21 protein-coding genes are annotated in these 14,376 nt (G+C 66.7%); 19 read left to right on the top strand and 2 right to left on the bottom strand.

What is annotated here, in order from left to right:
* Positions 1 to 1,222, bottom strand: a 1,222-nt coding sequence (locus EBE87_RS25960; RefSeq protein WP_122140253.1) for a site-specific integrase, incomplete at its 3' end; no start/stop codon positions are given.
* 162 nt (positions 1,223 to 1,384) lie between these two features.
* Here EBE87_RS25960 and EBE87_RS25955 point away from each other — a divergent pair.
* The 19 genes from EBE87_RS25955 (at position 1,385) to EBE87_RS25870 (ending at position 14,088) form a co-directional block, all read left to right on the top strand.
* On the top strand, positions 1,385 to 2,167 hold the full coding sequence (locus EBE87_RS25955) for a hypothetical protein (protein ID WP_147426106.1): 783 nt from the start codon (positions 1,385 to 1,387) through the stop codon (positions 2,165 to 2,167).
* Positions 2,168 to 2,289: 122 nt separating this feature from the next.
* Complete coding sequence (locus EBE87_RS25950; protein ID WP_120639145.1) at positions 2,290 to 2,592, top strand: hypothetical protein; 303 nt, start codon at positions 2,290 to 2,292, stop codon at positions 2,590 to 2,592.
* Positions 2,593 to 2,892: 300 nt separating this feature from the next.
* Positions 2,893 to 3,141 carry a hypothetical protein gene (locus EBE87_RS25945; protein ID WP_120639146.1) on the top strand — a complete coding sequence of 83 codons (249 nt, stop codon included), beginning with the start codon at positions 2,893 to 2,895 and terminating at the stop codon, positions 3,139 to 3,141.
* A complete protein-coding gene (locus EBE87_RS25940) occupies positions 3,138 to 3,347 on the top strand; it encodes a hypothetical protein (RefSeq protein ID WP_120639147.1) in 210 nt (69 codons plus the stop codon). The genes EBE87_RS25945 and EBE87_RS25940 overlap by 4 nt, the downstream gene beginning before the upstream one ends.
* On the top strand, positions 3,344 to 3,634 hold the full coding sequence (locus EBE87_RS25935) for a hypothetical protein (RefSeq protein WP_120639148.1): 291 nt from the start codon (positions 3,344 to 3,346) through the stop codon (positions 3,632 to 3,634). The genes EBE87_RS25940 and EBE87_RS25935 overlap by 4 nt, the downstream gene beginning before the upstream one ends.
* Positions 3,634 to 3,909: a hypothetical protein gene (locus tag EBE87_RS25930; RefSeq protein ID WP_120639149.1), complete on the top strand. Its 276-nt coding sequence runs from the start codon at positions 3,634 to 3,636 to the stop codon at positions 3,907 to 3,909. Before EBE87_RS25935 ends, EBE87_RS25930 begins: the two co-directional genes overlap by 1 nt.
* Positions 3,910 to 4,043: 134 nt before the next feature.
* Entirely contained in the window at positions 4,044 to 7,478 is a 3,435-nt protein-coding gene (locus EBE87_RS25925; protein WP_147426107.1) for an ATP-dependent DNA helicase, read from the top strand.
* 35 nt (positions 7,479 to 7,513) lie between these two features.
* Positions 7,514 to 7,981 carry a hypothetical protein gene (locus tag EBE87_RS25920; RefSeq protein WP_147426108.1) on the top strand — a complete coding sequence of 156 codons (468 nt, stop codon included), beginning with the start codon at positions 7,514 to 7,516 and terminating at the stop codon, positions 7,979 to 7,981.
* A complete protein-coding gene (locus EBE87_RS30445) occupies positions 7,978 to 8,238 on the top strand; it encodes an HGGxSTG domain-containing protein (RefSeq protein ID WP_302466808.1) in 261 nt (86 codons plus the stop codon). The genes EBE87_RS25920 and EBE87_RS30445 overlap by 4 nt, the downstream gene beginning before the upstream one ends.
* A gap of 101 nt (positions 8,239 to 8,339) precedes the next feature.
* Positions 8,340 to 8,738, top strand: coding sequence for a hypothetical protein (locus EBE87_RS25910; protein WP_120639152.1), 399 nt, complete (start codon positions 8,340 to 8,342; stop codon positions 8,736 to 8,738).
* 2 nt (positions 8,739 to 8,740) lie between these two features.
* Entirely contained in the window at positions 8,741 to 9,358 is a 618-nt protein-coding gene (locus tag EBE87_RS25905) for a DUF2213 domain-containing protein (protein WP_120639153.1), read from the top strand.
* Positions 9,358 to 9,897, top strand: coding sequence for a hypothetical protein (locus tag EBE87_RS25900; RefSeq protein ID WP_120639154.1), 540 nt, complete (start codon positions 9,358 to 9,360; stop codon positions 9,895 to 9,897). The genes EBE87_RS25905 and EBE87_RS25900 overlap by 1 nt, the downstream gene beginning before the upstream one ends.
* A gap of 2 nt (positions 9,898 to 9,899) precedes the next feature.
* The gene (locus tag EBE87_RS25895; RefSeq protein WP_120639155.1) at positions 9,900 to 10,316 is read left to right on the top strand and encodes a hypothetical protein; all 417 of its coding nucleotides are present in this window, start codon (positions 9,900 to 9,902) and stop codon (positions 10,314 to 10,316) included.
* Complete coding sequence (locus EBE87_RS29220; protein WP_158600935.1) at positions 10,313 to 10,456, top strand: hypothetical protein; 144 nt, start codon at positions 10,313 to 10,315, stop codon at positions 10,454 to 10,456. The genes EBE87_RS25895 and EBE87_RS29220 overlap by 4 nt, the downstream gene beginning before the upstream one ends.
* Before the next feature lie 4 nt (positions 10,457 to 10,460).
* Positions 10,461 to 10,745: a hypothetical protein gene (locus tag EBE87_RS25890; RefSeq protein ID WP_122140252.1), complete on the top strand. Its 285-nt coding sequence runs from the start codon at positions 10,461 to 10,463 to the stop codon at positions 10,743 to 10,745.
* A 43-nt stretch (positions 10,746 to 10,788) separates the two neighbouring features.
* Entirely contained in the window at positions 10,789 to 11,145 is a 357-nt protein-coding gene (locus EBE87_RS25885; RefSeq protein WP_120639130.1) for a hypothetical protein, read from the top strand.
* A 20-nt stretch (positions 11,146 to 11,165) separates the two neighbouring features.
* Complete coding sequence (locus tag EBE87_RS25880; protein WP_158600934.1) at positions 11,166 to 13,001, top strand: tape measure protein; 1,836 nt, start codon at positions 11,166 to 11,168, stop codon at positions 12,999 to 13,001.
* A complete protein-coding gene (locus EBE87_RS25875; RefSeq protein ID WP_147465059.1) occupies positions 12,998 to 13,618 on the top strand; it encodes a phage baseplate protein in 621 nt (206 codons plus the stop codon). The genes EBE87_RS25880 and EBE87_RS25875 overlap by 4 nt, the downstream gene beginning before the upstream one ends.
* Entirely contained in the window at positions 13,618 to 14,088 is a 471-nt protein-coding gene (locus tag EBE87_RS25870; RefSeq protein WP_120639133.1) for an HK97-gp10 family putative phage morphogenesis protein, read from the top strand. Before EBE87_RS25875 ends, EBE87_RS25870 begins: the two co-directional genes overlap by 1 nt.
* Here EBE87_RS25870 and EBE87_RS25865 read toward each other — a convergent pair.
* Positions 14,085 to 14,376, bottom strand: a 292-nt coding sequence (locus EBE87_RS25865) for a DUF4236 domain-containing protein (RefSeq protein ID WP_199726522.1), incomplete at its 5' end; no start/stop codon positions are given. The genes EBE87_RS25870 and EBE87_RS25865 overlap by 4 nt on opposite strands.

Raw genomic sequence — 14,376 nt, 5'->3', positions numbered from 1 at the left:
CCGCCGCCGCCTCCTGCCCGGCTTTCTGCATGATCTCGATGATCTGAGCATCGGTCAGCGGCGGCCGGGCCAGGAACTCAGCCCGCACTTCTTTGCCCCACTGGTCATCGAAGGGGTCCAGCAGTTCAGCGCCGGCGGCGTAGAAGGCCTGGCTGACCGCCGACCGCAGCTCGGCCTGCAGGGCAGCGCGGATCTCGGCAATCTGGTCCTCGGAAACTGGCGCAAGTTGCGCCAGTTCTTCCGCCCGCCCTTGCCGCTTGGCCTTCAGCTTGGCCTTGTAGGTGGCCATGGCGCCGCGGCCCTCGGCCAGCTTCTCCACATAGCGGGCGGGCATGGTGGCGGTTTTCCACCGGCCGGCCGTCATGAGGGCGGGCAACTCGGTTCCGCTGGCGGCCAGGTCCTGCGCAGCGCCGACGCGGGCGCTATGGCCGGAGATCCGGGTGTGATCCAGGCCGGCGGCCTTGGCCATGCCTTTCAGGATCCGCGCCACGTCACCGGGGGAGAGGGCATCGGTGCCGACGCGGCCGCCCTTGTTCACCGAGCGGAAGATGGGGCCGGCCTCGATGCCGGCGCAGGCCAACCATCGCTGGATGGCGGCGTGGGTCTCAGGGTCGATCCACTTGCTGACGCCCTCACCGAACTTGTCGGTCTTGGAACGGCGGATGGTCGCGGTGACGATGCCTGCCTTGCCCACCTCGATATCGGCAACCTCTAGGGCCACCACCTCCGACCGGCGGGCCAGCAGGTCGCGCATGGTCAGCAGCAGCGCCACGTTGCGGAGATCGGCCGGGGCCTCGCCGGCCGCCGCCAAGATGCGGTCAACCTCTTCCTGCCCCAGCGGTGCGGCCTGGTTCTGCCGGGTGCCGACCTGGCGGGCCATCCGCTGCAGCGTCAATTTCACGTCACGGTCTTTGGTCGGATCCGGGATGCGCGCGTCCACATGCGCCTGGCTGATCGCCCAGACCGCTTGCCGGATCGTGCTCGCCTTCTTCCCCGCCTCGGTCAGCCAGTCGATGTAGGCCACCACCGTCTCAACCTCGGCCGGCAAGACCGAGAGCCCCCGCGCGCTGGCCCAATCCAGGAAGGCGCCACTTGCCTTCTTCAAGGCCCGCTCCGTCTCGGCGGCCTTAGACCCTCTGGCCATCCGTGCGCTGCGGTCGAGGTTCGCCGCAATCATGTCCTGCAGGGAGGGGGTGACGACCGCCGGTAGCGTTTCGCTCATGTCGATTGCGCCCGATAAACTGAATTACCAAACGCTAACGGAGCTATCTGGGAAAGTAAAGCAGATCTGCGGTAGCTAGCGCACATATCCGTTAGCTAATCATGGACGGTCTTGCTTCTCTATATCTTTACGCTTACGCTCCTGGTCATGGCGTCAGGTCCCATGGCCACCACCGCGATCAGCAAGATCCTCAGCCCCGGCATCCCGTCCGGAACTGTGGTGACGACCACCCGCGCGTTGCAGCCGGATCTGTGGGCCTACTCGATGGCCAAGGGTGGCGGGAAGAACTCCGCCCAGGTCGATAAGCACCACCTCACCAACCTCTTCTTGGGATTGGCGGCGCCGACGCCGGGAGAGGCGCGCGCGGCCGTTCAGACCCTCCGCCAGCTCCGTCTCACCGCCCGGGTTCCGGTGTTCCTCAATGCCAGGCAGGACCCGGAAAACCCGCACGCTCAGTTGGTCGGACAGGTCCAGGATCTCCGCGGAAAGAGCGATGTGAGCCTGGGCGAGACGATCGAAGGCTTTATCGCCGCGGGTGAAGATCCGGCTTGGCGTGAGGCTTGGGCGCAGCATCGGCGGGGGTTGGAGATCTCGCTGTGCGTCGAGCCCGCCTCCGCCCAGATCACCACCTACACCAGCGACGGCGTCCACCAGGACTACTACCAGATGCCGGGCGAAGATCTGCCCTTCTCTTGGAATGCGAAGGTGCGCGAGGTCCGGCGCAGCCGGCGCGTTACCATTCTGACCCACGATGTCATCACGGTTGCCAGCGCGCTCTGGAGCGACACGCTCGCGCGCCGCGCCCTGATGGATAACCCTTCTCTTCTGCCCGAGGCGGTCCCCAACGCCGAAGCCAGAACGGAAAACGGCCAGGCCGCGATCCCCACCGCAGCCCAGCCGTCCCGTGGCTATTCACCGGAAGGACATTCGAAGGCCGGAAGCTAAAGCTCGACCTACTGGAAGCCCGTCCAGGAACCTGAACAACTCCTAGGGTAGTCCGGTAAAGAGAGTTTTCCAAGCCTGAGAGTGCCGGTGGATGGCCGCCCATGTGGGGAGGAGCGATCCGCATGTCGGTTTCCGACACGATGCCCAAGGCATCAGAAGACCATCTCCCGCTCAGCCGGGTGCCGCGTGAGCTGGCTGCCATCGCCTCGGGCGGGCCGGTCGAATACCATCACGTCTATAAGCAGGTGCTGAACGGCAACCTGCCGGCCGACAACATCCGGAACCGCTGGTACGTGCTGAAGTCGGACCTGCCGGCGATCGCCGCTGCGTTCGGCATGACCCTGCGCCAGACCCTGTCGGAACCGACCCGTCGCCAGCGCCGCACCATGCAGCCGGTGGCCCGTGGCCAGCAGGTGGCGGCGTGAGCGCCCCCGCCATGGCCCGGACGGGCTTCATCAGCCAGGAATAGAAAACCCTCGCTCCGGCGGCCACCGGGCGAGGGCTGGGTACTGATTGACGCGACTACCAACAATCTGAAGACCGGATTGGATATAGCGTCTCCCCAGCGTTCTTGCCAGTGTTTCCGCCGGTGACTTTCCCATGAAAGGGGAAGCGCCTTGGATATGACTTCAAACTCTGTCAGCCCCGCAATCGCCGTCGCTGACTTCAAGTTGGATCTGGTTAGCTGCGCGCCGCCGTCGAGCCGTGATGGCATCCTTGCGCGCTTGGCGGTGCAGGTCGGGCCGAAGAACTACACCGCCGTCGTCACCGCCCGCGGCTTCTGCATGATCCCCGATGGCCCGCGCGAGCCGGAGCTGGAACGGGCGATCCGCGACGAAGCCCGCAAGGTTGTCATGATGTCGCTGCGCGAAGCGGTGACGCGCGGCGGCCGTGCCCGGAACATCCTGCAGCGGCTGGAACATGCGGAGCGCAAGGCGCCCCAGGCCCTCCATAGACCGGAGGCCGCCGCGTGAGACGCCGCCGCAGCGTGCCGGTTCAACTCGGCCCCATCGTCAAGCTGATCGAGCTCCCCACCAACCGCGATGCGGAGGGGGAGCCGCGTGTCGCCGTGCACATCATCCCGCCGGCCACCGCGATCGACCGCCGCCCCTTGCTGCGCGTCTTCGGCAGCCTGGCCGGCGCGCTAGCGCTGAAGCGTTCGCTGGAGGGCAGCCGGTGAGCCGCGCTCCGTACATCGAAGATCCGAACGACCTGCTCACCCTGTCGGCCGCGCTGCGATATCTGCTGGACCGCGATTGGTTCACCACTTTCCCGCACTACCTGGCCCGATACGGCACCGCCTTCGACGTGGACGAAGACTTCCGGCCGACGCCGCGGTCTTGGGTTCTGTCCCATCTCGGCGAGGTTGCGGTGTGGGAGCCGAAGCAGCGCGGCAAGGGCTTCAAGGTCGTCGCCTACATGCCGGTCGAGATCGCGGACAGCTCGCCAGTCCTGGGGGAATGCTGATGAAAGCCCCCCTGATAGAGCGCGTGGTGGTCAAGGTCATCGACCGCGACTTGGCTTTCGTGGAACTGCGGTTGCCGGGCGTGCTGCTCAAAGGCATGCGTGCGCACCGCAAGTCCGATGGCTCGGTCTTCCTCCAGCCGCCCACTCGCGAAGGAAGCGATGGTCGGTTCTGGCCCCTCTACACTCTCCAGCCAGGCATCGCCGAGGCTGCCGTGCGCGCGGTGAGGGCCCAATGGTCCCTCGCTGACCAGCATGGCCTCAGAGGCTACATTTGACCTGCGGCCTGACCATCCTCCGCACCACCCCCGCCAGAAATGGCGGGGCTCGCTTCGCTACCAAGACGTGGCGCTGGAACCTCACGCTCAACCAATGGGCATCCATCGCCTACGACGCCGGACACCTCTTCACCATGGAGGAGCGACCCGTTGCCTCCCTGGCCGACTTGGCGCGTGAGATCGAGGAGATCCGCCGCGACCCCCGGGCCACCATTGTGCGCGGCGCGCTCACCGACACCGCCCGCGCCCAGGTTGCGGCCTGCCCCGATCGCCCCCTCCGCCGGCGCAAGCATGCCAAGGGTGGCATTGACCCGACGCTGGTGGAGGTGTCGCGGCAGTGGGTAATGATCGACATTGACGGGTATCCCCTGCCGACCTGGGGCGACCTGGCCGAAGATCCCGACGCGGTGGTGGACCGCGCCATCTATGACCTGCTGCCCGAGGCCTTCCACGATGTTGCCTGCTTCTGGCAGCTCTCTTCCTCGGCCGGCTTCAAGCCGGGTGTGCTGAAGGCCCACCTGTTTTTCTGGCTGGTAAAGGCTATTACCAACGACGATCTGAAGCTCTACCTTCAGGTCAACGCGCCCCAGGTTGACCGGGCGCCCTTCAACGCGGCCCAGCCCCACTACATCGCGGATCCGATGATCGAGGGCGGACATGACCCGCTCCCCCGGCGCACCGGCTGGCGCAAGGGGATGGACGACGCGGTGGAACTGCCGGCCTTCGACCCGGCCGACCTCCGCCAGCAGGTGCAGAAGACCCGCCAGCGCGTCAGCAACGGCAAGGGGCTGTCTCCGGTCAGCGCCACCAGCGTGGAACAGGCCCTTGCCCTGGTGGGCGATGGTGACGGGCTGGAAGGCTTCCACGGCCCCCTCCTGCGCGCCACCATGCTCTACGCATGGCACACACCGCTGAAGCAGCGCGACGATGAAGCGCTGAAGGCCACCCTGCGCGCCGCCATCGCCGCCGCCCCGGTCAATGCCCGGCTCCATGGCACGGCCGAGCTCACCCGATACGCCAGCGACGCCTACCTGGACGATATCATCCGCGGCGCCTTCGCCCGCGCCGGCGAGGATCGCCGCGACGTGCCGCAGGGCATGCGCCCTCACTTCGACGGGCCCATGCATGAGCGGGATCCGGCGCGGGCGGCTGTCGGGCGGAAGCTGGCCGAGGTGATGGAGCAGGCCACCGCCTGGCACCTGACCGCCGGCCAGGACCAGCGCGCCCAGCCGCCCCACATCGCCTTCGCGGTCGATGTCGGCACCGGCAAGAGCACCATGGCCCGCAAGGAGGTGCTGACCTTCAGCTACCGCCAGAAGGAAGAGAACCAGCCCAGCCGCGTGCTGTGGCTGGTGCCCACCATCCGCCTGGGCGTCTCGGCCGAGGAACACTTCGCTGAACTGCAAGAGGCGGCCGACCTGCAGGGCGCGGTGGTCGCCATCCACCGCGGCCGTACCCAGGACGACCCCCAGGCCCCCGGCGAGAAGATGTGCCTGGATCTGCCGTCCGTGGAGCTGGCGCTCCAGGCCGGCGAGCCGGTCGACAAGGCGGTCTGCGGCGGGAAGGACGGGGCCTGCCCATTCTTCAACCAGTGCGGCTACCAGCGGCAGCGGCGCGACGTGGCCGAGGCCGATGTGGTGATCGCCGCCCATGAACTCGCCTTCCACATGCCGGCGGCCGTGAAGGCCAATCTGGGCCTGACCGTCATGGACGAGGCCTGGTGGCAGGATGGCTTGCCCCACCCGGGCGCCATCGCGATCGACAACCTGGCCGCCGAAGTCCTCACCCATCCCGTGCTGAAGCACATCCCGGGCGGCCGGCAGGTTTCTGACCAGGACGGCACCAACGACCTGCACACCTTCAGGTCCAAGCTGCAGCGCGCCATGGAGGCATCATCCGATGGCTACGTGACGCGCGCCGCGCTGGTGAAGGAAGGGCTGACCGCTGAGGGGTGCGAGGCCGCCATCAAGTTGGAGAAGCAGCGCCTTCGGGAAATCTTCATGGCGCCGAAGATGACCTCGGCCGCCCGCCTCCAGGCCGCCGAGAACGCGGGCGTCAATCCGCTGATCAGGCGGTATGCCGCCATGTGGCAGCATCTCCGCGAGCTGCTGGAAGGCGCCGAGGAAGCCACTGGCCGGGTGGAGATCCACACCCGCGCCACCAAGGAAGGGGACCGCCGCGTCATCACGCTCAACACCCGCCTGGAGATCGAGGACGCCATCAAGGCCAACCCGGTGATCCTGCTGGACGCGACCATTCCGACCGACCTGGTGCGCCACTACCTCCCGAACCTGCAGGACGCCGAGCCGGTGCGGGTGCAGGCGCCCTACATGACGTTCCATCAGGTTGTCGGGGGCTTCGGGAAGACTTCCCTGGTGCGCCAGGGAGAGCCGCTTCAGGAGGGCGAGCAGGAGAACTCGCAGAACCGCACCCGCGCCAACCTCGTCGCCAGCCTCCGCGATTTCGTCATCAGCCAGACCAGAGGCGAGCCGGCCGCCGTCATCACCTACCAGGACGCCGAGCCGGCCTTCCAGGGCATCAACCATCTCACCACCGCCCACTTCAACGACATCGCCGGCCGCGATGACATGAAGGACGTTCGCCACCTCTTCACCATCGGCCGCCCCCTCCCGCGCCCCAGCGATATCAAGCGGCTCGCCGCGGCGCTCACCGGGAAGCCGGTGGAGGTTGGCGCCACCCAGAAGGAAGCCAGGGCGGTGCGCATGAGAGACGGCACCGGGGCAGCCATCGAAGTACGTACGTACGCAGACCCGATTGCCGAGGCCATCCGCAGCGCCATCACCGATGCCGAGATGGTCCAGGCCATTGGCCGCGCCAGAGGCGTCAACCGCACCGCCGAGAACCCGGTGACTGTGTGGTGCATGGCCGACGTGGTGACGCCGCTGGTGGTGGATGAGCTGCACACCTGGCGGGAACTGGCACCCAGCCCGGTCGAGCGCATGGCAGGCCGAGGCATCTTCCTCTTCAGCGCCGCCGATGCCGCCAAGATTTACCCGGATCTTTTTTCGAGTCAGGAGGCCGCCAAGAAGGCACTCCAGCGCGCCGGCCAAGGCCGCGATTTCGGGGACATCTCCCTAAGAGTACTATCTATAGGGGAATGTCCCGGAAATACCCCCTCCACCATCCACTACAGACCAGAGGGCAGAGGCCAGCAGACGAGACGGGCGCTCGTCCGCGCCGACCTCCTGCCTGGTGTCCTGGAATGGTTGGAAGAGAAGCTGGGGCCGATCGGCTTCTTCGAGATCCAGCAGCCGGAGCCCGAGCCCGAGCCGCCGAAACCGGGCCCGCACGCTGAGAACAGGGGCTCTGAGCCCGCCGAGGTGGTGCCGGGGGGTGGGGGCCCAGCCCAGGAAGCCGAGGTGGAACCCCATGCGCCGGCAGCGCTCTACGCCATAGACCGGGTGGTGGCGGCTCAGACTGCCGCCGGCGGCCGATGCGCAGTCGTTTTTCTCCCTCCGGCCGCGCCCCGGAGCACCCCCGATTTGACGACCGATAATGTGAGTTACCAGACGCAAAAGGCCCGTCGAGGCCAGGAGATCGAGCCATGAGCAAGGCAGTCAAGACCACCTCCCCCAAGGCCGCGGTGACCAAGGCGGCCCAGAAGCAGCCCGCCGACCGCTTGGCCCCTTTTGCTGGCAGCCAGTCGCCGGCGCACAACAATGTCCTGCTCAACCGCGCCCTCCAGACTGGCTGGGTTCTGAACAAGGACGGGGACGGCGAAAAGGAGGCGGCCGAGGCCATCATGGTGCAGATGGCGGCCTTCGCGCCGAAGGATGCGGTGGAAGGCATGATCGCGGCCCAGGCGGTTGCATTGCACAACGCCTCCATGGAGTGCTTCCGCCGCGCAATGCTCAGGGAACAGCCGGCAGACATTGCCTCCCGGATGCGCAGGGATGGGGCCAACCTGGCGCGGTCGATGGTCGAGATGACGGAAGCGCTGGAGCGCCGACGCGGCAAGGGGCCGCAGGTTGTGCGCGTGGAGCGGGTTGTGGTGCAGGAAGGTGGCCAAGCCATCGTGGGCAACGTGAACCCGAAGGATGACAGCCGTTGAGCCTGGATCCGGCGCGGGCATCGAAGCGTTGCCAGGCTAAGACGCGAAGTGGCGGGGAGTGCCAAGGGCCAGCAATGCCGAATGGCCGCTGCCGGATGCACGGGGGGATGAGTACCGGCCCCCGCACCGCCGAAGGGATGGCACGCATGCGTGCCGCCCGAACCATCCATGGAAAATACAGTAGAGAGATGCGGGAACTAAGAGCATTGATCCGCGATCTGAAGGAAGATCAGAGAGCAATTCTCGAAAAGGTCTAGCGTTCAACTACAAGTTCGCCGTATAATGGCGAATATTCGCGGCTTGTCAGCCCGATCAGAACCACCGCCGCTTCAGCGGCACCAGGCCATCGCCTGGGGGGATGACGGATGCCGCGATGAATTCCAGTCCTCAGCACTTCCGCCGTGATGATATCGAGATCCTGACCAAGCTGGATCTCGCGCACGATTGGTCTGCTGCTGCCTCTCCGATCCCGCCCGCACCGCGCCTGGACAGTGCCGAGCGCAATCCGGCCGGCCTGACCCGCATGGACATGGTGCGCGAGCTGCTGGGGCCGAATGCCAGCGGCGATGATGCCGCCCTCCGGTCTGCCTTCTGCCGCGAGTTCTCCCGCCGAGGTGGCTGGGCAATCGACTTCGACGCGGCGCCGGTCATGACGACCAACCTCTATTTCGAAAGCCGCTTCGATGAGTGGGGCGGCAATGCCTTCCCGGTCGCTGGGGCTGACGGGCTGCGCCTCGATGGGGATGCCTCCCTGTGACGATGCGCTTTGACTTCCTGGAATACGCCGCCCCGACTGCCCGCAATGCGCTGCAGGTCACCAAGGAAGGCTGGTTCCGCGATGACCCGATCCTGACGCGGGCCGGCATCTTCACCTACAGGCTCGCCAATGGTCAGGTGCGCCGCGAGTACCGGCCGCCTGAAGAGGTCTTCAACGCCGATAGCCTGGCCTCGCTGCGAGGCGTGCCGGTGACGCTGGGGCATCCGGGCACCGTCACCGCCGATGCACCGCGCGGCATTATCGGGACGGTGCTGACCGCCGGTCGTCGCGACGGCGACAACCTGCGTGCCGAGATCATCATCCACAATCCGAAGGCCATCGGCGGCCATCGCGAGATCTCCCTTGGCTACAACGTCAAGCTGGATGAGACGCCGGGCGCCATCAAGGGCGAGCGCTACGACGCTGTGCAGCGCCGCATCACCTACAACCACTGCGCCATCGTCGCCCAAGGCCGCGCCGGTAATGCCCGGCTGCGCATGGACGAGGCGATCAGCAACCTGCGCCTGGATCACACCCGCCTCCCGGTCATGAGCGGCGCCCTTGCCGCCCGCGAGCAGATGATCCGGCGCATCAGCAACGCATGGAAGGAAGGCCGCTGATGGGCGCGCTGGTGAAGACGAAGCCTGAGACCATCCCGGGGCTGGCTGCTGCTGACGCCGCCGCGGCCGACGCCTTCAACAAGGTTCTGGCTCTGCGTGCCGAGATCCGTGACGCCGCGAGCGCCGTTCGTGCCAGCGTCTCCAAGCGTGATCAGCTTCTGGCCAGAGCCAAGAAGGGCGAGATCATCCGAGCGGATGAAGTGGCCGAGGCCGAGAATGCAATCCGCACCGCCGAGGCCGGCTTGGCTTTGCTGCAAGAGGCGCTGCCGGCAGTGGAGCGCGATTGGTCTGCCGCCGAGAGGGCCTTGGCAGTGGCCGCGTGGACGCCACAGCGGCAGCTCAAGGAAGCGGCGCAAGCCCGTTACGAGGCTGCCGACAAGGCGCTTGGAGAAGCCAAGGCCGAGCGCATCCGGGCCTACGAGCACAACGAGAAGATGAAGCTCTGGGACTTCGAGACCCATGCCGCCCACTTCCTGGAAGAGCACGCACCGGCCGCGCTGACCCGCGCCAAGGCCCTGGGCAAGACGAGGGGGTTCTGATCATGCCGATCACCGATGCCAACGACAACGAAACCGAAGCGCAGACCCGCCGCGTGGTCATCAATGCGCTGAGCCAGCCCGGCTCGCTGTTCCCCTCGGGGATCAAGGTCATCTTTGACGGCGAGGAAGTCTCTGAGCGGGTTCTTGATATCGCCGCCACCTACGTGGCGTTCGATCGCCAGGATGCGAAGCGAGGGGGCCGCAAGTTCGATGCCGTCGCCTCGCTCACCCGGCACATCCCTGCTGGTTTCAAGGCGATCGAAAGGGAGGAAGAACTCTTTCGGAAAAAGGGCATCGGAGCGGCGGTCAGTAGCGGTCGGGGCAGTGGCTACACCGAGAACGACCTGCGCGCCGCGATCTCCCCGCGCCACCCCATGAAGGCGCCCCTGGTGCTGAGCAGCGAAGGGGTCGGCGCATGACCCCGCGCCTTTCCCCTGCCGAGGAAGCCGCCCTGGCTGATCGCGAAGACGCCTTCCATGCCGCGTTGCAAGCCGAGTTCGAGAAGGGTGCCAAGCCCCCTCGCCCGGCCCGCAGCACCCCCCACGACCCGGAGCGCTGATGCCATGACGGGCCTTGAGGATTACGCCGATCTCGATGTGTCGGAACTCCGGGCCCGCTCCATGGAGGTGGCCCGGCAACACGATCTCTGCTGCCGGCTGAAGGAAGACCACAACCACCTTCTGCGAGAGAAGATGCAGGAGATCCTTGCTGGCCGCGGCACCCCGGCCGAGGCGCGGGAGATCTGCACGGCCATCGGGCGCTTCGAGAAGCAGCGCAGGAAGCTGAGCAGCGAGCTCTACCGGCTGGGTGAGGCGCTGAAGGAAGCCACCGGCGGCGAGCCGGGATGATGAGCGGTAACGGCGATTATCGCATGCAAAAGGAACCGCAGGGATGAAGGATAACCCCGCCCTGACCGATGCGCTCTACGCGCTGAATGCCCGCACCCAGCAAGCCGCTCGGCTCGCCACACAGATGCAGGAGCTGTCCGCCGAGGAACAACGCATCGTCGAGCGTGCGGAGCATCTGATGGCGGAGGGGAAAGCCGGCCGCTTCGTCAGCCGCGCTGAGGTGAAGCGCATGAAGGTGCGGATGACCGAGATCCAGGGTCGGAAGCAGATCCTCGCCAATGAGGCCGAAAGGCTGGAGGCGAAGTTGGAGGCCGGCACCCAGCACCTCGACAAGATGGTCGGATCGGTTTTGGCAAAGCGCGCCGAGCGCCAAGCCGCAGCGCGGAAGGCGGGGTTCTAACTATGGTCATCAAGGAACTCATGACCCGCCTGGGCTTCCAGGTCGATCAGACGGCGGTGGCCCGGTACGACAGCACCCTGCGCGAGATGCAGCGCGCGGCCGAGAGCACCGCAGACCGCATCCGCACCGCACTGGCCGGCGCCGCAGTTCTGGCCGTAACCGCCATCGGCGCCACGGTGCCGGTGCTGGCTGCCACTGCCAGGGCCGGTGACGAGATGACCGGCAACCTGAACAAGCTGGAAGGGGCGCTTGGATCCGCGGAACGGGCCGGCCAGATCTACGAACAGCTCTACCAGGTAGTGCGCCAGACCGGCGCCGAGATTGGCGAGACCACCACCGCCTTCGGCAACTACAACCTCGCCATGTCGAAGAACGGCAAGTCGGCCGAGGATACGGTGCGGCTGATTGGCGGCCTGCAGGCGGCCATGTCGAGCCTCGGCGTCTCCACGCAGCAGGTTTCCTCGGTGACCATGCAGCTCGGCCAGGCGCTCGGTAAGGGCGTTCTGAATGGTGACGAGCTGGTCAGTCTGCGCGAGGCGATGCCCCAGCTTGTGGACGAGCTCCGCAAGGCGCTGAAGCTGACGGACGCGCAGTTCAGCAAGGCGGCCGAGAAGGGCGAGCTCACCGCCGAGAAGCTGATTGGCCCCCTGCTGGCCTATGCCGACACCGCGCGCCAGAAGCTGCTGGACCTGCCGCCGACCATGGCGCGCTCCACCGCGATCCTGAGCAACACCTGGAAGCAGGTCCTGGCGGATCTCGATAAGGCGCTGGGCCTGTCACAGTTCCTCGCCAGCAACCTGGGTGGCGTGTCGGATTGGCTGGAAGGACTCCGCAGCCGCCTGCCGGCGCTGGGCAAGTTCATCAAGGAGATCGGCGGGCTTCGCAGCATCCTGCGGGTTCTGGCCTATACCATCGGCATCGGCACCGCCGCCCTGGCTGCCTTCAATGCCGCCTTGCTGGTCACCATCACCCGCAGCCTCATGGCCTACGCTGCCATCGCCGCGCCATGGGTTCTCGCCGCCGGCGCCGTCACCGCCCTCGGCGTGATGCTGGATGACTTCGTGCAGTGGGTCCAGGGCAACACGGCCGGCACCCTGTTCGGTGAGTGGTTTGGTGATTTCGACGCGCTGGTGCAGCCGGTCCGGAATGCCCTCGCCAACCTGAAGGCGTGGGTCAACCGCCAGATCGAGGGCATGAAGCCGCAGGTCGAGTGGTTCACCTACGCGATCGGCACCCTCTGGGCAGGCTCGGCCACGGCGCTGATGGCCGCCTGGCGCCCGGTGTCGGAGTTCTTCAACACCCTCTGGGACGGCATCACCCGTCGCTTCGAGAGCGCCTGGCAGACGGTCAAGCCGATCGTGGACGCGGTGAACGCGGCAGCCTCGGCGCTGAAGCTGGGCGGCTCCGGGCCGATCCAGGAGGGCGAGGAACGCGCCCCGCGCCGCGGCGGCCTCAACAGGTCCGGGAAACTGGAGGGCTTCCCTGAGGTGCCGGCGGAGCCGATGTCGGCAGAACCTGGGCGGCCCCGCGCCAGCCCGATCCGGTGGATGCAAGACAAGACCGAAGAGATGGCGCCGATGCTGCGGGCGGGCATGTCCTACACCGCCGGCAACGCTAACAGCCCTGCGGTGGCCCGACTGATGCCGGCCTCCACCACTAGTACGGTCAATGCGCCGATGACGGTAACCCAGAACATCAACGTCCAGGCCACCGGCGTCTCCGGCGCTGAGGTCGCCGCCGGCGCCAAGGCCGGTGTGGACCAAGCAGCAAGCAATCTGACCAGCAACTTCGACCGCCTCGCCCGTCAGGTCGGCATGTCCATGCCGGATGCTGAAACCGCATGGAGCGCCGCATGATCAGCCTCTCTGCTTTCACCAACACCCCTAATCGGAGCATGCTCGGCACACTCATCCTTGATGTGCTGCTGAGCGAAGACATCACCCTAGATGGCGGGGTCACCCTCTACCCCGTCGAGGATGGCTCGCTCATCAGCGACAATATCTTCCGAGGGGCGGAGCGCGTCCGCCTCTCCGGTCTGGTGAGCGCAGACAGCATCGAGGTCGTCGGCTTCTCTCCCCCCGGGAAGCAGAAGCTAGTGGCCGCTGTCGATGCCCTGCGGGAGATGCACGCCGCCCGTGCCCTGATTACCGTCAGCACCGGCATCCAGCGCTATACCGACATGGGCATCGACAGCCTGCGCGCCACCCGCACCAGCGATGCTGGCGGGGGGAGCTTCCTTTCCATCCAGGCTGAACTGGTGAAGGTCAGGAAGGTGAGACTGGCGGAGGCTGAAATCCCAGAGGCAACCGCACAGGGCGCAGCCAAGGGCCGGGCGGGGCAGACCAACACGCCGGCCGGCAAGTCCAGCGCGTCCAGCTCGTCGGCGAATGGTCCCGCCTCCTCTTCCGCGCAGACAGAGCAAGCCAAGAGCTTCGCCAAGAAGATTGGCCAGAGCCTGGGGCTGTCGCGCTGATGCCCCGCGCAACCCGCGTCATTGACCGCGGCTGGGGGCGGCTGGTCCGCGACATAAAGGCCATGCAGCAGGCCGAGGTGAAGGTGGGCGTGCGGGCCGGGCCGAAAGACGGCGATGGCATGGAGGTGCTGCAGTATGCCGCCCACAACGAGTTCGGGACCGAGCACATCCCGGCCCGCCCATTCATGCGGCACACGGCCGACACCGCAGCGTCCCGCACCGCCTCCCTGACAGGTCGCCTTGGGGTCGCGGTCATCGCCGGCCGGCTCTCTGTGCCAGACGCGTTGAAGAGCCTGGGCGCCTTCTACAAAGACCGCATCCAGAACACGATCCGGCATTCGAGTAGCTGGGCCGAGCCCAACGACCCCAAGACGATTGCGCAGAAGAAGGGTTCCACCACACCGCTGGTGGACCATGCCGTCTTGGTCAACACGATTGATTACGTGGTGGAGAAGAAGCGGAGTGGCTAGCGCGCCAGGAAGGCGATGATGACGACCACCGCGAAGAGAAACACCGCGCCGGCAGCCCAGCCCCATCCGCTGGCGTCGTTCTCTTCTGGAGTGGGCGGCGGCGGAGGGAGGACTTCCTGCGCTGGCTCAGGCCGCTTCACCTGCCCTGCGCGCCGGTCCTTCACATAGGACAGCCCGGTGCCAGGCACGCCCACCGTAGTCCGCGTGCCGCGCGGCGACAGGTTGATGTTGGCTCCCCGACCGCCGAGACCAAGGCTGCTGTGCAGACCGCGCTGGCTCAAGCTGAGG

The sequence above is a fragment of the Teichococcus wenyumeiae genome (assembly GCF_003696345.1).
Lineage (GTDB): Bacteria > Pseudomonadota > Alphaproteobacteria > Acetobacterales > Acetobacteraceae > Pseudoroseomonas > Pseudoroseomonas wenyumeiae.
This window is presented reverse-complemented; position numbering and strand designations above follow the sequence as displayed.